This window comes from Geitlerinema sp. PCC 7407 (assembly GCF_000317045.1).
GTDB lineage: Bacteria > Cyanobacteriota > Cyanobacteriia > PCC-7407 > PCC-7407 > PCC-7407.
Window position 1 is genome coordinate 3,301,496 of sequence record NC_019703.1, and the last position, 17,585, is coordinate 3,319,080.

The window sequence follows — 17,585 nt, forward strand, 5'->3', positions numbered from 1 at the left end:
GGACCACAAATGGCTACTTACAAGGTCACGCTAATCAACGAGGCAGAAGGTCTCAACACCACGATTGACGTGTCTGATGACGAGTACATTCTGGATGCGGCTGAAGAGCAAGGCATCGACCTGCCCTACTCCTGCCGTGCAGGCGCTTGCTCTACCTGCGCTGGCAAAATCAAGTCTGGCACCATCGACCAGTCTGACCAGTCCTTCCTGGATGACGATCAGATCGAAGCTGGTTTCGTGCTGACCTGCGTTGCATACCCCACTTCCGACTGCACCATCCTCACCCACCAAGAAGAAGAGCTTTACTAAGCCTTGTGGGCCTGGGTCAGAGACGGGGTTGCGCTACAAAGTTTGTTGACGTTGACCTGTCTCTGATTCCGGTGGATTAGCGCCAAACAGGCAAAAGAATGAAGGCCCCAAGGGGCCGACCTCTGGGAGAGTCGTTTTTGACTCTCTTTGTTTTTTTAAAGGGGGTTTTAAAAAGATCCAGAGGTCTTTTGGGGTGTTTGGGCGAATTCTTTCCCAAGCACACCCCGATTCGAGTCGTTAGGGCTGCGGGGCCTGGGCCTGGAGATCCTGGGGCTCGCGCCAGAAGGTGATGGCGGGGCTGATGGGCTGGAGCTGGGTCTCAGGGAAGTAGAAGCTGAGGATGCGATCGCTCGACCAGCCGAGCTCGGCGAGGCGATAGGAGCCGGTCTGGCTCATGCCGACGCCGTGGCCCAGGCCGCCCCCGACAAAGGCATAGCCCCGCAAGGTTTTTTGGTCGCTCTGGTAGAGCGGGTCTAGGTAAAAGAGGGTGCTGTTGGGGGTCTCGAAGGCGCGCAGGAGCTCGTCTTTTTCGAGGGTGACGACGCCTTTGTCGGTGGTGACCTGCATCTGCTGGACGCGGCCCGAGGGCGATCGCCGAGAGACCTGAACCTGCTGAATGGTTTGGAAGCTGGCTAGGGGGTTCTTTTTGGCCTGGAGATAGGCCCGCAGATCCTGGTTGAGCTTTTGCAGGCTGCCTTCTTCTCGCCAGCGCAGCCACTTCCAGCCGTCTTCATTGAAGCCTTGCTTGATCTGAATAAAGCGCCGGAAGGCCTGCTCGTCGGAGAGATCTTGCTGGGCCAGGTTCCAGACGTTGTTGACGGAGTCGACTACGGGCCGCAGGTAGGGGCGGGGGGTGCCGTTCCAGACGTCGGTGAAGGAGGCGGTGACGCCGCCGGTCGTGGAGGAGTAGAGGGCGTCGACCAGCTCATCTTGGTAGGTCAGGACCAGGCCGCGGGTGGCGGCGATCGCCCGGTCGGTCTGGGGCGTGGTGCCATCGAGGCCCCAGTACACCTGGCACTGGGTGTCGGCGCACAGCTCGTAGTTGTCGACGGCGAAGCGGCGCAGATTCCGGAGGGCGTAGGTCCGGGCCAAGATCGCCTGGGCTTCGATGGCGTTTTGGGGAGCACCTGCGCCGATCTCGTGGGGCACCACGCCTCGCAGGTAGGTTTCGAGGGGCACGAAGTTCACGAGGGTGTAGGTGCCGTAGGTGTTGGGCTGGAGGCGGAGGCTGCCGGCGTACAGGCTGCGATCGCTGCCGTCCGCTCCTTCCTCCACTCGAATCAGGCCCTGGCCAGCGGTGATGTCCACTTCGTCCCGGTTGTAGCGATAGCCATTCACCACCCACGAGCTCTTGGGCACGGCGGTGAGCGTCTGGGAGTCGAGGAAGGGGCCGCTGATTTCGGCCATTTCGATGCTGCGCAGGAGCAAGCGGCGCAGCAGGGGCGTGCTGTAAACCGATCGCTTGGCCCACACTTGCCAGTTGCCGGGCTGGGCGATTTCTACTTCGATGCCCCGCGATCGCCACTGGTTGGCGCTGTCTTCCGCGCTTTCAAAGCTCCGGTGGGTGCTGAGCACCACCCGCTCTTGGACCACTTGCTCGGTGAGGGGCTGGGGTTTGGCCTCGATCACCATGGTCGTCGCTTCGATGGTTTCGGTTTTGTCGCCGGTCTGGAAGCTCAGCGTCAGGCGATCGCCCGGCTGGGCCTTGAGGGTGAGCTTGTCAGTGGGCTTGGAGCCAAAGCGCTGGACCACGCCGACTTTGAGCTCGATATCCTGGTTCCCTTGCGCTTTGGCTTCTGGCGTGGCGCTTCCGAGCCAGCAGGTTGCTAAGAGGGCGATCGCCGACCACCGCTGCCAGTGAGGTATCCAGCGAGGCAGCACAGCAGACAAAGCAGAAGAAGAATAACCCATGGGCCGCAGCGTGTAAGGAGATCGAGGGTGAACGAACCGCAGAAGCGCAAAATCTCTTTCCCAAGATACAGCCCTTTTGGCGGGAGGCAAGGGCGATCGCCGGGCAGCCCGTTGCGCAAAGTGCCGTATCTTGAGCCCTTGACGCAAAACCTGTGTCCCTTTGTTTCCACCCCAGCGGGTGATGATCCGGACACTGAGCCGCGCCAAGCTGGGAAAAACCGAGTTGCCGGCGATCGCAAGAGCCAGTTGCAACTCGTACTCATAACGAGTATGATTTAGAAAGATTAAACACTGGAGGAACTCACCGAATGGCAAGAGTCCAGGACATTCCCATCGCTGCAATTCGTCGGCCCCTCCCCCGAGGAACCGACCCCGACAAAGTCATCGCGCTGATGGAGTCGATTCGCACCGAAGGGCTGCGCGAACCGATTGATGTGCTGGAGGTGGACGGCCAGTACTACGGATTTTCAGGCTGCCACCGCTACGAAGCGTGTCAGCGCCTGGGTCTGGAAACCATTCGGTGTCGAGTCCGCCAAGCTCCCCGGTCCGTTTTGCGAATGCATTTGGCCTAGGAGGGCCGCATTTCGCCAGGAGAGGAGATTGGGCAGAATAACTCCGCCAGAAGATGCAAAAGCCCTAAAATTTCGCTAGAAACTGAATAAAGCTGCCGAATATTCAAGCATTTTGGATTTTGGCTTGGCTCACCGTTCATTCTTGGAGGAACGCATGGCTGCGAAAGTGCAACCGATCGAAGTCAATATCGGGATTGAAGAAGGTGACCGCAAGGCGATCGCCGAGGGTCTCTCTCACCTGTTGGCAGACACCTACACGCTGTACCTCAAGACCCACTACTTCCACTGGAACGTGACCGGTCCGATGTTCCAGTCCCTGCATCAGCTCTTTGAGACGCAGTACACCGAACTGGCGATCGCCGTTGACGATGTGGCAGAGCGGATCCGGACGCTGGGCTACCCGGCACCAGGCAGCTACAGCGAGTACGCTGAGCTTAGCTCGATCAAGGAAACTCGCGGCGTCCCCAAGGCCGAAGACATGATCCGGCTGCTGGTGGAAGCCAACGAAGCTGTGGTTCGCACGGCCCGGGCCACCTTCCCGGCTGTCGAAAAAGCCAGTGATGAATCGACGGCGGATCTGCTCACCGAGCGGATGCGAGTTCACGAAAAAGCAGCCTGGATGCTCCGCAGCTTCCTGTAAGACTTGGCTGTGAGCAACGTTCCTGCTAACCAAAGCGTTGCCACACCGCCTTAAACCCCGGCCCCCTTCTCCGATATCGCGAGGAGGGGGTTTTTGATGGTCTGGAGAACTGGCGAAAAGGGAGTTTTCGGGACTCAACTGACGGAATTTTTGGCGGAGGGCGATCGCCCTCCGCCGCGCACGCTGGACAATGATCAACAGTTGCAGTGGCAACGGTGAGCAGTTGTTGACGACATCCCAGCCCATGGCTTCTTCAGCAGAATACGAGCAGCGGCTTCAGGCCCACCTGCGATCGCGCAAGATTTCGAGTTTGCGAGTCCTGGCCAAGCAGGCCGGGGTCTCCCGGTGGCAGGTGCAGCAGCTCCGCCAGGGTCGCGCAGATCAGATGCGGGTGGAGCCGCTGCGGAAGCTGGCGATCGCCCTGGGACTGTCGCTGGAGGAGGCGATCGCCCAGTTCTCGCTCTTCCGCTCAGACACGCTGTCAGCCCAGACGGTCGCCACGAGCCCAGACCTCGCCGCCGAGTATCGCCGCCTTCAGGACCAGCTGACTCAGCAGCGCACCCAGCTCCAGCTTGAGTTTGAGCAGGCCAGCCTCGATCGCCTGGAGTCCTGGCTGCGGCAGTGGCCCCGGATCGTCCATCTGGCCCGCCAGCGCCCAGAGCTGTCTGCCGCCCAGCTCGACGCGCTGCTCAAGCAGCTTTTGCCCCTGCACCAGCTCCTCGACACCTGGGAAGTCGAGCCCATCGGCAGCGTGGATGAGGCCGTGGCCTACGCGCCCCAGTGGCACACCCTCGTCCAGGGACTAGCCGCCGAGGGCGATCGCGTGCGGGTCCAGCGTCCCGGCTATCGCCACCGCGACCGACTGCTCTTTCGGGCAGAGGTGGTCGCGGACGGCTAGCCCTAGGTGCGGAGGGGCGCCAAGGGATTGAGCCAGCGCAGGATCTCGTCCCGGAGCGGATTGAGGTCGCGGTACACCTCTTGCTTGACGAACTGGGCGATCGCGTCGATGGGCGAAAACGACTCGCCCACCTGCCACGCGATATCCTGGCCCAGCGGCGTCAAGTGGTTGCCCTTGAGGGTCCGCAAGACGGTCATGCGCGGAAAGCGCTTTTGCAGGACGATGTCGAGGGTTTTGGTCTGGTCGATGTCGTCGTTGGTGAACTGGATCAGCAGGTTTCGGCGAATCTGGTAGTCCCGAGCGATCAGGTCATTGGTCTCGGCCGGAGACGGCGTGAACTCCACCGAAAAGGACGGCGTGAACTGCTGGAACTGCTCCAAAAACGGAATCGATCGCTTCGCTGGATAGTTATTGAAAGCCATAAACGCATTGCCCGCGCGCTCCACCGGATACAGGCTGCCGATGAGCAAGTGCAGCTTGCAGCCCATGCTGTGCCCCAGGCCGTAAACCGGGAGATACTGCCGGTTAAAGTCCGTTTCCTGGAGCTGGTAAAAGGCGCGGTTGAAGTTGCGAATGACCTGCTGGGCGATCGCCTGATGGTCAAAGGTATTCACAAAGGGCGTGGCCACCACCCCATAGCCTTGCTTGGCCAGACTTTCGAGGAGCCACCGATAGGTAATGTGGGGCGCGGTCGCCACAAAGGCCCCTCCCAAAAAATGCACAATGCCAACGGGTCGGCGCGGCATCAGCACCCAGTTACCGTGCAGTTCTTTCCACTCAGCCACAGGTGTCCCCTAGCGCTTGGTTTTCTCCCCAAAGGATTGATGGTTGGGGGTTTCAGAATCTTTTCAGAGTCCTTAAGAAAATATAGATCCTCCGGCGGCGCTCTAGGGGCGATCGCGCCTTAGCCAAAACTGGGCAGCGTGGCTCAGAGAGCTTCTAGGCGGGAGCCAGGGGCTCTGCTAGCCGCGCGATCGCCGGACGATATCCTGGGCTTTTTGCCAGTACCAGTCTTCGGTCTGGCCCGGATAGTCTCGGCGCAGGCGCGAGGCCGTTTTGCGCAGGAGCTTGCCCCGGGACGGGCGGCCCAGCACGGCGATTTTGCGGGAGCGGCCGGGAGACGAAGGGGAGCGGCCCAGCCACAAAAGCCACAAAAACAGACTCACAATGACGGCGATCGCCCCAAGAAAGACCCCCATGGCATTTTTCTCCCTTCAGCAGCTTGGTCTTTAGAGTTCCCGCAGCGATCGGCCCAATCAAGACCTAGGGCCGAAAATTTCGATCGCCGCCCTAGACTCATAAAGATGCACGTTGGGCGCGATCGCCCTTCACCCACCCAAATCTGGAGAGAAAGCGACTGTGACAATGTCTGGGGCTCCGACAACGCAGCCGTGGTGCGGCACCTTGGACCTGGTGTACGCCCAGCGCCAAGGCATCACCCAACCGATCCACAACCTGGCCCTGGCCCCGCTCAAGATTCAGCGGCCGTTTCACCCGGAGGGGGCCGTGTGTCATAGCGTCTTGCTGCACACGGCGGGCGGTATCGTGGGGGGCGATCGCCTGACGATCCGCGCTCGCCTAGAGCCCGAAAGCCACGCCCTGCTTACCACAGCCGCCGCCAGCAAACTGTACCGCAGTAACGGTTTTGAAGCGCAGCAAAGGGTTCATTTAGACGTGGGAGCAGGGGCCTGCGTGGAGTGGCTGCCCCAGGAAAGCATCGTGTTTGATGGCGCAGTGTATCGCCAGGACTTGCGAGTAGAATTGGCTCCAGACGCTTGGTGGTTTGGCTGGGAGCTGACGCGCCTCGGTCGCAGCGCGCGGGGCGAGCGCTTTGTTCAGGGCAACTGGCGATCGCACACCGAAGTGTGGCGCCAAGGCCAGCCCCTGTGGATCGATCGCCAATGGCTGCCCGGAAATCCGGCGTGGCTGGACAGTCCCCACGGCCTCCACGGGCGATCGCTGGTGGGCAGCTTTGCGGTGGTGGGGCAGCCCATCGCGCCGGAGCTGGTGGCCGAGGCCCGCGCGCTGTGGCAGGGCCGCGGCGAAGTCGGCGTGACGCGGCTGATGGCAGGGATGCTCTGCCGCTACCGGGGCGACTCCACCGAAGAAGCCCGCGCCTGGATGCTCCGCGTCTGGGACCTGCTGCGCCAAGCCCTCATTCAGCGTCCCGCCTGTCCGCCCCGAGTATGGCCGCTGTGAGCCTTGGCAAGCGTTTGGCCCCTATTTGGCTCTCATAAATTTGGCTTCTATTTGGCTTCTATCTGGCCTCTGTTAAGGAGATGCACTGGTGCAGTTAACCCCTCAAGAAAAAGACAAACTGCTGATTTTCACCGCCGCCCTGGTGGCCGAGCGGCGCAAAAACCGCGGCCTCAAGCTCAACCACCCCGAGGCAGTGGCCTACCTCTCGGCCGCCATCCTCGAAGGGGCGCGGGACGGGCGATCGGTGGCTGATTTGATGAACTACGGCACGACGCTCCTGGGCCGCGACGACGTCATGGAGGGGGTGCCCGAGATGATTCCTGAGGTGCAGGTGGAGGCGACGTTTCCCGATGGCACCAAGCTGGTCACCGTTCACCATCCCATTCGCTAGGAGCGATCGCCATGATTCCCGGAGAGCTGTTGGTTGATGCGGGCGACATCGAGCTAAACGCCGGACGGCCCACCGTCACCCTCACGGTGGCCAACACGGGCGATCGCCCGATTCAGGTGGGGTCTCACTTTCACTTTTTTGAAGTCAACTCGGCCTTGCGCTTCGATCGCGCCCTGGCCCGCGGGTTCCGCCTCGACATCCCCGCAGGCACGGCGGTGCGCTTTGAGCCCGGCGACGAAAAGCAGGTCACCCTGGTCGCTTTGGCCGGCAGCCGCGAGGTCTACGGCCTCAATGGCCAAATCAACGGCCCTCTTGACACAGCTCCTGACGAGCAGGACACCGGCAAAGGGGCCAAAGCCAAGGGCCACAAAAAGAAGAAAAAGTAACTTCGCAAGAATCAGTTTGGGCGGCGGGCACCCTCTGGGGCGACCAGTCCCGGGGCAAATCAGGCGCTAATGCAAGGGAAAACAGATGAGCTACAGAATGGATCGGCGGGCCTATGCGGAAACCTACGGGCCGACGGTGGGCGATCGCGTGCGGCTGGCAGACACGGACTTGATCATCGAAGTTGAGCGGGACCACACCACCTACGGCGACGAAGTGAAGTTTGGCGGCGGCAAGGTCATCCGCGAAGGCATGGGCCAGTCGCCTCTCTCGCGGGACGAAGGCGCGGTGGATCTGGTGATCACCAACGCGCTGATCCTGGACTGGTGGGGCATCGTCAAAGCCGACATCGGGGTCAAAGACGGTCGCATTGTCGCCATCGGCAAAGCGGGCAACCCCCACATTCAAGACGCCATCGACATCATCATCGGCCCGAGTACCGAGGCGATCGCCGGTGAGGGGATGATCCTGACGGCGGGCGGCATCGACGCTCACGTTCACTTCATCTGTCCTCAGCAGATCGAAACCGCGATCGCCTCGGGCATCACCACCTTGATCGGCGGCGGCACTGGTCCCGCCACCGGCACCAACGCCACCACCTGCACCCCCGGCCCCTGGAACCTCCACCGGATGCTGCAAGCCGCCGACGCCTTCCCCGTGAACCTGGGCTTTTTGGGCAAGGGCAACAGCGCCAAGGCCAAGGGACTGCGCGAGCAGGTGGAGGCTGGAGCCATCGGCCTGAAGCTCCACGAAGACTGGGGCACCACGCCCGCCGCCATCGACACCTGCCTCAGCGTGGCAGACGCCTACGACATCCAGGTGGCCATCCACACCGACACCCTCAACGAATCAGGCTTTGTGGAAGACACCATTGCTGCCTTTCAGGGGCGGGTCATCCACACCTACCACACCGAGGGAGCCGGAGGGGGCCACGCCCCGGACATCATCCGGGTGTGCGGCGAGACCAATGTACTGCCGTCTTCGACCAATCCCACGCGGCCCTACACCGTCAATACGCTGGATGAGCACCTCGACATGCTGATGGTGTGCCACCACCTGAGCCCCAGCATTCCCGAGGACGTGGCATTTGCGGAGTCTCGGATTCGGCGAGAGACCATCGCCGCCGAAGATATCTTGCAGGATCTGGGCGCCTTTAGCATGATCTCCTCGGATTCCCAGGCCATGGGTCGAGTGGGCGAGGTGATCATTCGCACTTGGCAGACGGCCCACAAGATGAAGGTGCAGCGAGGCGCTCTGGCCGAAGATTCGGAGCGCCACGACAACCAGCGGGCCAAGCGCTATGTGGCGAAGTACACAATCAATCCGGCGATCGCCCACGGCATTGCCCACGAGGTGGGATCGGTCGAGGTGGGCAAGCTGGCCGACTTGTGTCTCTGGAAACCCGCTTTTTTTGGTGTGAAGCCGGAGCTAGTGATCAAGGGCGGGGCGATCGCCTGGGCCCAGATGGGCGACCCCAACGCCAGCATTCCCACGCCTCAGCCGGTGCACATGCGGCCCATGTTCGCGAGCTTTGGCGGGTCGATCGCCTCGACGTCTCTTACCTTTGTTTCCCAAGCCGCCCTCCAGGCCGACCTTCCCAGCCGCCTCGGCCTCCGCAAGCAGGCTGTCGCCGTCCGCAACATTCGCCAGCTCACCAAAGGTGACATGAAGCTCAACGACTATCAGCCCCAGATTCAGGTAGACCCAGAAACCTACGAGGTCCACGCTGATGGTCAACTGCTCACCTGCGAACCAGCCACCGTCCTGCCCATGGCCCAGCGCTATTTTCTGTTTTAGGCTGCTCCGCGACGAAATAGATAGGCGATCGCGCTTTGCCAGCGTTTCCAGCCTCCACCCCTTCGCTTGAGAAATGGGGACTGGATTAGCCTGCAAACTTTTTTAAAGTTCAGACCCTGGACCCGGCCCCTCGCTGTAGCATTTCTCACCTAAGATGCTGCAATTACCACAGCAATCCTTCCTAGGGGTGACGAAAATTTCCTAACTTCAAAATCACAATAGGCAACAGAGGATTTTTGATTAATCTCCCCCCTTCCCGTGCCTTTCGCACATCACGGTAGCAAATACCCCGGATTCATGACTTCGTACTCTCGCCTCTCTCAAGACTCCCGCCGCGATCGCATCTTGGTGGTAGATGATTCGCCGGACAACTGCTATCTCATCCAGGCCATTCTCGAAGAAGAAGGCTACGACATCACGATCGCGGACAGCGGCAAAGAGGCGCTCCGCCACATTGATCTGTCGCCGCCAGACTTGGTTTTGCTCGACATCATGATGCCGGAGATGGACGGCTTCGAGGTGACGCGGCGCATCCGTGACAATACCAAGCTCTCGTTTACTCCAATCTTGCTGATTACGGCCTACGACAGTCCAAGCGTGGCTGAGGGCCTCGACAACGGCGCGGACGACTTCATCCGCAAGCCGATGGAGTACGACGAGCTGCTGGCGCGGGTGCGATCGCTGCTGCGCCTGAAGCACAGCGTAGATGAGCGCGACCAGATCGCCCGGCAGCGAGAAGACTTTGTCTCGCGCCTGACCCACGATCTGCGCACCCCCCTGGTGGCCGCGGACCGGATGCTGAACCTGTTTCAGCAGGAGGCGCTCGGGGAAATCTCGCTGGAGATGCACGAGGCGATCGCAACCATGATTCGCAGCAACCGCAACCTGCTGCAAATGGTCAATACGTTGCTCGAGGTCTATCGCTACGAGGCCGGCAACAAGACCCTGACCCTGCACCCCATCAACCTTAAGGAGCTTCTGAAAGAAGTCGTTGACGAGCTGGCGCCCCTGGCCGAAGAAAAGAGCCTGACCCTCAAAGTCAATCTGGATCCCCAGGGCAGTCAGGCAGTCGATCGGCGGATTGTGGGCGATCGCCTTGAGCTGCACCGCGTCTTTACCAATCTGCTCGGCAACGCCATCAAATTCACCGACGCTGGGGATATCGTCATTGAGGCCTATGCCTGTCCCGCCGGGACCGACGGTCGCTGCCCAAATGGCGATCGCGACTGGGCCGTCATCTCCATCACCGACAGCGGCGTCGGCATTCCTCCCCAAGACCTGCAAAGCATCTTCTATCGCTTCCGCCAGGGCAACCACAAGCGCTCCGGCAGCGGCCTCGGGCTACACCTCACCCACCGGATCGTCGAGGCTCACCAAGGCAGGATTACCGTCGAATCCGTTGTGGCCCAGGGGAGCACGTTCAGCGTCTATTTGCCCCTCAGCTAGGCCCCCAATCCTGCTCTGCCTTCATCACACCGTTCGGGAACGGGCGATCGCCGCGCCAGCAGCCGAAACATCTGCTGCTCTAGCACATCCAGGTCAACCGTCTTGATCACGCAGGCATCTGCCTCTGGAAAGAGGTAGTGATCCTCAGCGTCGATCATGCCGGACACCAAAACCATCAGCGGCGGCTGGGTCAGATGGCGCTTGAGGAACTGCACCAGTTCATAGCCATTGTGAATCGGCTCAAAAAAGAACAGTGGCAGCAGCACAAAATCAACTAATAGCAAATCAAATTCCTGCGATCGCTGGACAAAGCACTCTGGATCAGTGAAAGTCGTCACGTCAAAACGGTATCGGAAAAACCGCTTTATCGCCTGACACCAGTGCTCATCATCATCGACCACAGCAACTTTATACATTTCTGGGTATTGAGCATTTTTTTGATGACTCATCCAATTATTCGGCGCCGTTTGACTCGTCAAGTCCCACGCAGAATTTTTCAACTTGCATCGACTTTCATACACCCCATCTTGTCTTCTGTTAGTTGGGACTTTTGGGATATTTGACAAGCACATCACACACTCAAACTCTTAGAGACGATGAGAAATCAAAACGCTGTCATGTAAGTACAGCCTTTTTTGCTGTTAACCAGCACACATTTGGACCATATTCGATGAAACGAAGCAAAATAAAATCACCCCCAGGACACAAGTGCCGAGCTCATACACTGAGATTCCAAAGAATGCCCAGCATTTCGCATTCGATTGGCTAGCTTCCTAACTGAGAGAAGAGAGCTGACGCCAGCAGGAAAAAGAACACAACCGCAGGGCTTCAGCCCTGCAAACACCGCACTTTTTAACAAAAACTTCAGCCTTTTCCCTAGTTCTAACAAGGGCTCTGGGGCAAAAAAACGGACGAAATGCGGGACATTCTACGCCAAAGATGCAGTTCACCCCGATCTAGCGTGCTCCTGCCCTCTACGCTAGCAGCCTAAAGTTCATTCTGGCCGCGATTGATTCGAGGAGCTAGAGCGTTGTGGGTACCCAGAAACGCGGCGCCCTGGCTTCTGGTGAGCGCCCAAAGACATCGATCAGAGACACCAACTTAGGGCTCTGTAGGCGATCGCCCACAGAGCCCGCTCTCTGACCTCGCTTTTTGGCCCTAGCCGCCAAAAAAGCGGTTGCTGTAGCGCTCCTCTGCCCAGGGTTCTCCCCGGCGGTGGTAGCCATTGCGCTCCCAGAAACCAGACACTTCTTTTTCGAGAAACTCTAAACCGTTAATCCACTTGGCACTTTTCCAGGCGTAGAGGTGCGGAATCACCAATCGCATCGGACCGCCGTGATCGGGCGGCAGTGGCTCATCAAAGAGCGTATGGGCAAAGAAGTTTTCCTCGCGCAGGAAATCGGCCAAGGGGACGTTTGTGGTGTAGCCGCCGTAGCAGTGCTCCATCACGTGGGCTGCCTTGGGGTCGAGGTTCAGCAGGGCCATGAAGTCGGCTACCTTGACTCCCCGCCACTTGACGTCGAGCTTTGACCAGCGCGTCACGCAGTGAAAGTCGGCGGTGAAGTCATGCTGAGGCAGAGCCATGAAGTCATCCCAGGAAAACACGCGCTCTTCCGCCAAGCCCCAGACTCGAAACTCCCAGGTGTCTCGATCGACGGGGGGTGTTTCGCCGTAGGTGAGGACGGGGAAGCCATTGGTGAGGTGCTGGCCGGGCGGAACGCGATCGCTGTGTTCAGGGCCGGGTTTGTGAAAAAACTTGCCTAGCATAAGGTGATTTTTACAGAGCTTTGAGCAAAGCCCGCGATTTCAAGGGGGGCTGTAGCATGAGCGGCTTCGGCCGCCATCTTTCTCACTCTACCGTTTGACTCCCAAGCGGTGACAGAGTGCGACCTTTACTCACAAAAAAACCCTGCAATGCGAGGCAAAAAAATAAGCAGGGCTTTGGGAAGCCCTGCTTTGAAAGCGGTAGGACAGTGGAAAATGCCTACTCTTCGCCAGCCTCTTCTTCGTCTTCACTGGGATACACAAAGCCCTTCGAGCGTCCCGTCAGGATGGATTTGCCGAGGGAAAGCGCTTTTTGAGCCTCCAGAGCGGCTTGACGCTTCCAGTGTGCGCGGCGCTGATCGCGCTTACCGTTGGAGGTTTTCTTCTTGGGAACAGCCATGACCGTCCAGTCTCAACCAGAATTTGACAACCTTTCTATCTTAGAGCATGCAAAAGGTTCTGAGGGATCACAGAGGAAGAACCTTGGGCGATTGCTTGCTAGTCGCCCATAACGTTATGGGTAAGCGCAAAAGCCTGTCGCTGAGTGGGACCCATCTCACGTAGTCTTCGCCCTTCCTAGCGCTGCTCCACGGTGCGGCAGGTCCCGCCGGAGCATACGACTGCCGATCGGGGCTGAGGCGCTGTGGTTGTAGGAGCCGGGGCCGCAGGAGCCGGGGCAGGCACCGTTTGTTGCTGGGGAGCGGGAACAGCCGTGGCGGGCGCTGGCGCGGCGTTGGTCGGCGCTGGCGCCGCGCCGGGGGGCGGGGTCGGTGCCGCATTGGTTGGGGCTGGCGCGGCGTTGGTCGGCGCGGGGGCAGTACCGGGGGCAGCACCGGGGGTCGGTGCAGGGGCAGTACCAGGGGCAGCGGTTCCGGGAGCAGCCGTTCCAGGTGCGGCAGTTCCGGGCGCAGCCGTTCCAGGTGCAGGCGCTTCACCCGGCTGTACTTGAGCCGGCGGCGCAGCGCCAGGGGTAGTAGTGGCTGGCGGTACGGCGCCGGGGGCGGCTTGACCTTCACCTGCCGCAGGGGCCGTCTCGGTCTGAGCGGGGGCAGCGCCGGGCGCTGCGCTGGGCAAGGGAGCCGTGGGCGCTGGAACAGGCACAGGAACAGGGGCAGGAGCAGGCGCGGCGATCACAGGCTGGTTGATGCCCAAGAGAAGATCGGCATTGCTGTAGTAGGTTGCCCACTGCTGCGGATCAGGGCGGCGACGCCAGTCTGCGCGGCTGACCTCTAGGGCCAAGATCGGCACGATGAGGCCGCTATTTTGGCCAGCCACAATGACGGAGACTTCTGTAGCGAGGATGTCGTTGTCAAAGGCGCGCTGGGCAGCGGCTCGGGCGGCAGTTTCGGCGCGGCGCAGCAGGGTGTCATAGCTTTCATTAGCGCGGCGATCGAGGCTGAGGTTGACCCGCGCAGTGTAGGCCTGGGCCGCGGGCGGCGCGATCGCCATTTCCAGCAACCACAAGCTCCCCCCGCCAAAGAGCGTTACCAAGCTGAGGGGGAAAGCCAGCAAACGACTGGCTCGCTGGCGCATGGGGCTGGACTGGGGCTGATGTTTCATGGTTTGTGCTCACTTCTCTGGGGAAGTGCCTCAAAGGTGCAATGCGATTCAGGGGTCGGTGCAATTTTAGTGCGAGGTCGAAAGGAATCAGACCGCACAACCCAAAACACAAAATTGTGACCCAGGCAGCCGTGTTAGCGCAGTTTGGAGGGTTTTGGAGGCAATCGCCCGCCACTAGCCAGCCCCCTGGATACAGCGATGGGCAAGATTGCATTAAATCTTAGGCGAGGACGCCATCATTTGCTCTCTATCAGGTGGTGAATTTTCGTTATGGAGCTATCTAAGGGTCAAGTCAGCCTCGGGGAGCGATCCTACGTTGGCGGCCAACAGCTTCTGGGAAAGAAATTTTCTGTGGGACACCCGTGGCATCTCGATAGTTTGCGGGCACACTAGAATAAGCGACTTGCGTGCGCGTCTTGTGCGATCGCTAATCCGTCCAATCCTGGGGTGCAAAGGCTGCCATTGACGGCTGGATCGCTCCGCTTCAGCATTAATTGGCCATGGCTAACGTTCTTAAAAATTCCATTGTTTCGCCGTCCGCAGCGCGTGAGGCCGCTCCCATGACATCGGCTCCTCCGACCAAGGCCTCCCAGTCAGAAAGTGAGACCGGCAATACCCTTGTGTGGCATCGCCTGCTCGTCGTTGGGGGCCTGGTTTTGGCGGCTCTGCTGGTGGGAGTCCTGCTGCGCTACCGGAACCTGATGTGGGCGGCTGCCCCCAGCGCCGAAGCGCCAGGCGCGATCGCGGCCAGTTCAGGGGCGATCGCCCCGACCCAGCCGCCCACATCTGGCCCCGAATCCGCCCAGGGCAACGCCCCAAACCCAAGCACGCTAGCCAGCAGCCCTCAGACCGCACCTGCCCAGAACGCCGCCAGCGCTTCATCCCAGGAACCGGCACAGGCCACTTCCCAAGCAGCGGCGTCCAGCGGGACGGCCGCCTCTAGCGAGAAACCAGCGACCCAGGCAAGCGCTGCATCTACGGCAACCGCCACAACGGCGGCGGCGAACCCTTCGAGCAAACCCGCAAACGCTGCCCCGTCAGCCGCCAACACCAGTTCTCCGGACGCTAACACCGCTTCTGCAAAGCCCAGTTCCGATCGCCCTGCGCCCTCAGTGGCGACAAAACCAGCAGCCACTGCCAGCAAGCCCGCCGCCAAGCCCGCCGCCCCGGCCAGCGCCACCGCTGCGAAAGCTGGCTCCCTAGCGGACGCTCGCAAGCTGGCCGACCCCAACCAGGCCTCTAAGCTGCGGCACGCGATTTTGGCCGCCCAAAAAATTCAGCCCGGAGCCCCGGAGTATCGAGCTGCCCAGCAGGCGATCGCCACCTGGAACCAGCAAATCTGGACCCTGGCCGAACGGCGCGCCCAGCAAGGTCAATTTCAAACGGCGATCGCCGCCGCCAAACTCGTCTCAGACAGCCCCAGCACGCTCAAGCGCCAAGCCCAGCAGGCCATCCCTCAGTGGGAGGTGATTCAGTCCGCTACAGCGCTCCTGCGCCCCGGACAGGCCTCCACCTACAACCGCGCCATCGAAAAAGTCCGCCAGATCAAGCCGGGACAACCGGGCTATGGCCAAGCCCAGCAGCTGACCGGCCAGTGGAGCCAGCAGATCATGATGCTGGCTGAGTCGCGAGCTTCCCGAGGCCAAGTGCGAGACGCGATCGCCGCTGCCTCTTTGGTGCCGACCGACAGTCCGCTGTATAGCAGCGCTCAAAGCGCGATCGCCCGCTGGAAAAGCCGCACCGGCGCTTCATAAGCCTTAGATTTGTTCTTAGCTTGCTGAAAAAAGGGCGTTCTAGGACGCCCTTTTTTGTATCTTCACGCTTTTCACAAATGGCCAGAACCTTCCTAGACAGTTGAAACCTCAAAACTTGCGCAATAATTTCAGTCTTTTTCATCTCAAAAAACAGGAATTAAGTTTTTCAGAAATTAAGCAATATTGGCTTCTCAATGCAAAAAAGTATTGCGAACTTCAAGCGTCCAAGGGGCTTTAGCCCTACTATTGAGGTATGAGATATCAGTTCTAAACGGGATCTCGGCATCGCTTCAACTCACCCTGAGGACGCCCTATGAATATCTCCCTCGCCTTCGAAAACATGTTCCGCTACATATCGGAAGGTGTTGCTCGAATTTTTGGCCCTAGTGATGATCAGTATCCAGACGTCGGAGTTCAACCCTTTGAAGGTGACCCGTACAAAGAAACTAAAACTGTTGATTAGTTAGGAGGACAAATAAATTCATCGCTGCATTGCATTTGCTTTGACTGATATTCTCAACGGCGAATCCAAGAATTCCTTACATTCTTGGATTCGCCCTTTAATCTGTCTTAATGAGAATTCTATGGTTTGAATTCGCTATAAATTTCGCTCAACAAACAGAACTAGCCAGAATAAATACTTTGAATCAACCATTTCAAGGCAGCAAAATCTAAAGCTATTTGAGAATAAGACTGTAATTTATTGGGCAAACGAAAATGGCGATCGCAGTGGATTTTTCTTCCACCAGCCGATCGCTTTCGAGTAATTTTTTCAAAAGCTATTTGACGTCAAAAGAGGAGATTGGGAGAACATTCAGTTGATGCTGACCCCTCAAGCTGTTCTTGGGGATGGTTTCGCATCCTCTCGGCGGTCATGAGGCAGGGGAAACGGCAAAAACCCTGCTACATCTCTGTTCTCCCATCAACTCTTATTCACATTTTTCAAAAGCCTGATGCCCAGACTTTTTAGCGCAACCATTTGCCTTCCTGGCGGCCGTTCTCCTTCGGTTGGCAATCAGCAAGCAAAACAGCAAAAAGCTTGCGATGGTTTCACAGCCTATTGTCAAAAGTTTCAAGATAAAAAACTTCGATTTCTTGCTGTATTGACCTCATTATGGCTACTCCATGAAGGAGCGTCCTCCTTCAAAAGCAATACTTAATTTTTTAGCAATAAAACATCAAGAAGTTAGTTGACGGAGGTGCTGCTGCTGTCGGTTAAATTCCTGTTCTTCGGCGGTCAAGAAAGCGTAGTTCTCAATGGGAGGACGCATATCCCACTGCACCTCTGCCAAAAGCAGCAAACTCCCGGCCATCAGTACGCCCGTCGCTAGAAATTGCCAGCCAAGCATCTGGGGTAGAACGGCGATTCCACAGAGGTGGAACCCTCCTACCAAAAGGAAGGTGCGCGAGCCCATCCCCAGGCCCATTCCCACATATCCAAGGGCGCTGAGCACGAGCCACAGCGAGCACAGGTGCATCAGCACCCATCCCCAGCCCAGGAAAATGCCCAAATCCGTCAGAATGACGCCGCTGAGCATTAAGGAGCCCCAGAGGTAGATCAGCCAGCTGAGGCGCTCAATCCGCACCCAGCACCAGGCCAGCCAGCCCATGAACGCTGTTCCCACTAGCGTCAAGACGCTCCAGGCGATCGCCTGAATGTGCCAGGCGATCGGCATAAACTGGGCTGTCAAAAAGATAACGGCCGTAATCACGCCCCAGAGCAAGAAAACTTGATCAATTCGCGTATAGGTGCCGGATAAAAGCTGGAAGTTACCAATTTTTAGATCAAGCTTCAAAAGACCTTTGAGATCCTGGACATCCAGAGCATGTTGTTTGCGACGCAAAAGGGGCTCAGAAGACCGTAGAAACTGCATCCAAAAACTCCAGCTAGTCGGTTTTGAGAAATAAAAATCTGTCTGAGATTAGAATTCTTGAAATATCGTAACAAGTTTTAATGCTT

General features: G+C 58.9%; 19 protein-coding genes and 1 pseudogene. 12 read left to right on the top strand and 8 right to left on the bottom strand.

The features are described 5' to 3' along the window. Positions 1-9: 9 nt before the first annotated feature. Positions 10-309 carry a ferredoxin gene (locus tag GEI7407_RS13395; RefSeq protein WP_015172725.1) on the top strand — a complete coding sequence of 100 codons (300 nt, stop codon included), beginning with the start codon at positions 10-12 and terminating at the stop codon, positions 307-309. Between the two features lie 237 nt (positions 310-546). On the opposite strand, the gene GEI7407_RS13400 is transcribed toward GEI7407_RS13395, so the two are convergent. Beyond that, on the bottom strand, positions 547-2,220 hold the full coding sequence (locus GEI7407_RS13400; RefSeq protein ID WP_015172726.1) for a SpoIID/LytB domain-containing protein: 1,674 nt from the start codon (positions 2,218-2,220) through the stop codon (positions 547-549). A gap of 308 nt (positions 2,221-2,528) precedes the next feature. On the opposite strand from GEI7407_RS13400, the gene GEI7407_RS13405 reads away from it, so the two are divergent. From GEI7407_RS13405 to GEI7407_RS13415, 4 genes are all read left to right on the top strand, one after another. Next, a complete protein-coding gene (locus GEI7407_RS13405; protein WP_015172727.1) occupies positions 2,529-2,792 on the top strand; it encodes a ParB N-terminal domain-containing protein in 264 nt (87 codons plus the stop codon). A gap of 154 nt (positions 2,793-2,946) precedes the next feature. Then, positions 2,947-3,432 carry a Dps family protein gene (locus tag GEI7407_RS13410; protein WP_015172728.1) on the top strand — a complete coding sequence of 162 codons (486 nt, stop codon included), beginning with the start codon at positions 2,947-2,949 and terminating at the stop codon, positions 3,430-3,432. 96 nt (positions 3,433-3,528) lie between these two features. Further along, positions 3,529-3,651: a hypothetical protein gene (locus GEI7407_RS21825; protein ID WP_015172729.1), complete on the top strand. Its 123-nt coding sequence runs from the start codon at positions 3,529-3,531 to the stop codon at positions 3,649-3,651. Positions 3,652-3,676: 25 nt separating this feature from the next. Continuing rightward, positions 3,677-4,330, top strand: a complete 654-nt coding sequence (locus GEI7407_RS13415) for a helix-turn-helix transcriptional regulator (protein ID WP_041268449.1) — start codon at positions 3,677-3,679, stop codon at positions 4,328-4,330. Between the two features lie 2 nt (positions 4,331-4,332). On the opposite strand, the gene GEI7407_RS13420 is transcribed toward GEI7407_RS13415, so the two are convergent. Together GEI7407_RS13420 and GEI7407_RS13425 are read right to left on the bottom strand one after the other, a co-directional pair. Beyond that, complete coding sequence (locus GEI7407_RS13420; RefSeq protein ID WP_015172731.1) at positions 4,333-5,115, bottom strand: DUF1350 family protein; 783 nt, start codon at positions 5,113-5,115, stop codon at positions 4,333-4,335. A gap of 177 nt (positions 5,116-5,292) precedes the next feature. Then, a complete protein-coding gene (locus tag GEI7407_RS13425) occupies positions 5,293-5,529 on the bottom strand; it encodes a hypothetical protein (RefSeq protein WP_015172732.1) in 237 nt (78 codons plus the stop codon). A 166-nt stretch (positions 5,530-5,695) separates the two neighbouring features. Here GEI7407_RS13425 and GEI7407_RS13430 point away from each other — a divergent pair, with 166 nt between their 5' ends. The 5 genes and pseudogenes from GEI7407_RS13430 (at position 5,696) to GEI7407_RS13450 (ending at position 10,547) form a co-directional block, all read left to right on the top strand. Next, positions 5,696-6,529, top strand: coding sequence for an urease accessory protein UreD (locus tag GEI7407_RS13430; protein WP_015172733.1), 834 nt, complete (start codon positions 5,696-5,698; stop codon positions 6,527-6,529). An 88-nt stretch (positions 6,530-6,617) separates the two neighbouring features. Next, positions 6,618-6,920: an urease subunit gamma gene (locus GEI7407_RS13435; RefSeq protein ID WP_015172734.1), complete on the top strand. Its 303-nt coding sequence runs from the start codon at positions 6,618-6,620 to the stop codon at positions 6,918-6,920. An 11-nt stretch (positions 6,921-6,931) separates the two neighbouring features. Further along, a pseudogene (locus tag GEI7407_RS13440) lies at positions 6,932-7,234 on the top strand (urease subunit beta); the annotation flags it as partial. Positions 7,235-7,391: 157 nt separating this feature from the next. Beyond that, a complete protein-coding gene (gene ureC / locus GEI7407_RS13445; protein ID WP_015172736.1) occupies positions 7,392-9,101 on the top strand; it encodes an urease subunit alpha in 1,710 nt (569 codons plus the stop codon). A gap of 297 nt (positions 9,102-9,398) precedes the next feature. Then, the gene (locus GEI7407_RS13450; RefSeq protein WP_015172737.1) at positions 9,399-10,547 is read left to right on the top strand and encodes a hybrid sensor histidine kinase/response regulator; all 1,149 of its coding nucleotides are present in this window, start codon (positions 9,399-9,401) and stop codon (positions 10,545-10,547) included. Here the strand turns inward: GEI7407_RS13450 and GEI7407_RS21405 are convergent. The 4 genes from GEI7407_RS21405 to GEI7407_RS21410 form a co-directional block, all read right to left on the bottom strand. Continuing rightward, positions 10,544-10,885 carry a hypothetical protein gene (locus GEI7407_RS21405; protein WP_190274137.1) on the bottom strand — a complete coding sequence of 114 codons (342 nt, stop codon included), beginning with the start codon at positions 10,883-10,885 and terminating at the stop codon, positions 10,544-10,546. The two genes, GEI7407_RS13450 and GEI7407_RS21405, sit on opposite strands and share 4 nt — an antisense overlap. Before the next feature lie 820 nt (positions 10,886-11,705). Beyond that, positions 11,706-12,314, bottom strand: a complete 609-nt coding sequence (locus GEI7407_RS13460) for a sulfite oxidase-like oxidoreductase (RefSeq protein ID WP_015172739.1) — start codon at positions 12,312-12,314, stop codon at positions 11,706-11,708. A 217-nt stretch (positions 12,315-12,531) separates the two neighbouring features. Then, on the bottom strand, positions 12,532-12,711 hold the full coding sequence (gene rpmF, locus GEI7407_RS13465) for a 50S ribosomal protein L32 (protein WP_015172740.1): 180 nt from the start codon (positions 12,709-12,711) through the stop codon (positions 12,532-12,534). A 176-nt stretch (positions 12,712-12,887) separates the two neighbouring features. Then, on the bottom strand, positions 12,888-13,871 hold the full coding sequence (locus GEI7407_RS21410; RefSeq protein WP_015172741.1) for a hypothetical protein: 984 nt from the start codon (positions 13,869-13,871) through the stop codon (positions 12,888-12,890). 560 nt (positions 13,872-14,431) lie between these two features. Here GEI7407_RS21410 and GEI7407_RS19655 point away from each other — a divergent pair. Continuing rightward, positions 14,432-15,625, top strand: coding sequence for a hypothetical protein (locus GEI7407_RS19655; RefSeq protein ID WP_015172742.1), 1,194 nt, complete (start codon positions 14,432-14,434; stop codon positions 15,623-15,625). A gap of 313 nt (positions 15,626-15,938) precedes the next feature. After that, positions 15,939-16,088 (top strand): hypothetical protein, encoded by a 150-nt coding sequence (locus GEI7407_RS20325; RefSeq protein ID WP_015172743.1) that lies wholly within the window; start codon positions 15,939-15,941, stop codon positions 16,086-16,088. 715 nt (positions 16,089-16,803) lie between these two features. On the opposite strand, the gene GEI7407_RS13480 is transcribed toward GEI7407_RS20325, so the two are convergent. Beyond that, positions 16,804-17,499, bottom strand: coding sequence for a hypothetical protein (locus GEI7407_RS13480; RefSeq protein ID WP_015172744.1), 696 nt, complete (start codon positions 17,497-17,499; stop codon positions 16,804-16,806). Between the last annotated feature and the right edge of the window lie 86 nt (positions 17,500-17,585).

What these genes read in the sequence shown, in the direction of transcription:
- GEI7407_RS13410 (WP_015172728.1), top strand. Translation starts at nt 2,947, where the DNA reads ATGGCTGCGAAAGTGCAACCGATCGAAGTCAATATCGGGATTGAAGAA.
- GEI7407_RS21825 (WP_015172729.1), top strand. Translation starts at nt 3,529, where the DNA reads ATGGTCTGGAGAACTGGCGAAAAGGGAGTTTTCGGGACTCAACTGACG.
- GEI7407_RS19655 (WP_015172742.1), top strand. Translation starts at nt 14,432, where the DNA reads ATGACATCGGCTCCTCCGACCAAGGCCTCCCAGTCAGAAAGTGAGACC.
- GEI7407_RS13425 (WP_015172732.1), bottom strand. Translation starts at nt 5,529, where the DNA reads ATGGGGGTCTTTCTTGGGGCGATCGCCGTCATTGTGAGTCTGTTTTTG.
- rpmF (WP_015172740.1), bottom strand. Translation starts at nt 12,711, where the DNA reads ATGGCTGTTCCCAAGAAGAAAACCTCCAACGGTAAGCGCGATCAGCGC.
- GEI7407_RS13460 (WP_015172739.1), bottom strand. Translation starts at nt 12,314, where the DNA reads ATGCTAGGCAAGTTTTTTCACAAACCCGGCCCTGAACACAGCGATCGC.
- GEI7407_RS13400 (WP_015172726.1), bottom strand. Translation starts at nt 2,220, where the DNA reads ATGGGTTATTCTTCTTCTGCTTTGTCTGCTGTGCTGCCTCGCTGGATA.
- GEI7407_RS13450 (WP_015172737.1), top strand. Translation starts at nt 9,399, where the DNA reads ATGACTTCGTACTCTCGCCTCTCTCAAGACTCCCGCCGCGATCGCATC.
- ureC (WP_015172736.1), top strand. Translation starts at nt 7,392, where the DNA reads ATGAGCTACAGAATGGATCGGCGGGCCTATGCGGAAACCTACGGGCCG.
- GEI7407_RS13480 (WP_015172744.1), bottom strand. Translation starts at nt 17,499, where the DNA reads ATGCAGTTTCTACGGTCTTCTGAGCCCCTTTTGCGTCGCAAACAACAT.
- GEI7407_RS13415 (WP_041268449.1), top strand. Translation starts at nt 3,677, where the DNA reads ATGGCTTCTTCAGCAGAATACGAGCAGCGGCTTCAGGCCCACCTGCGA.
- GEI7407_RS21410 (WP_015172741.1), bottom strand. Translation starts at nt 13,871, where the DNA reads ATGAAACATCAGCCCCAGTCCAGCCCCATGCGCCAGCGAGCCAGTCGT.
- GEI7407_RS20325 (WP_015172743.1), top strand. Translation starts at nt 15,939, where the DNA reads ATGAATATCTCCCTCGCCTTCGAAAACATGTTCCGCTACATATCGGAA.
- GEI7407_RS13405 (WP_015172727.1), top strand. Translation starts at nt 2,529, where the DNA reads ATGGCAAGAGTCCAGGACATTCCCATCGCTGCAATTCGTCGGCCCCTC.
- GEI7407_RS13395 (WP_015172725.1), top strand. Translation starts at nt 10, where the DNA reads ATGGCTACTTACAAGGTCACGCTAATCAACGAGGCAGAAGGTCTCAAC.
- GEI7407_RS13430 (WP_015172733.1), top strand. Translation starts at nt 5,696, where the DNA reads ATGTCTGGGGCTCCGACAACGCAGCCGTGGTGCGGCACCTTGGACCTG.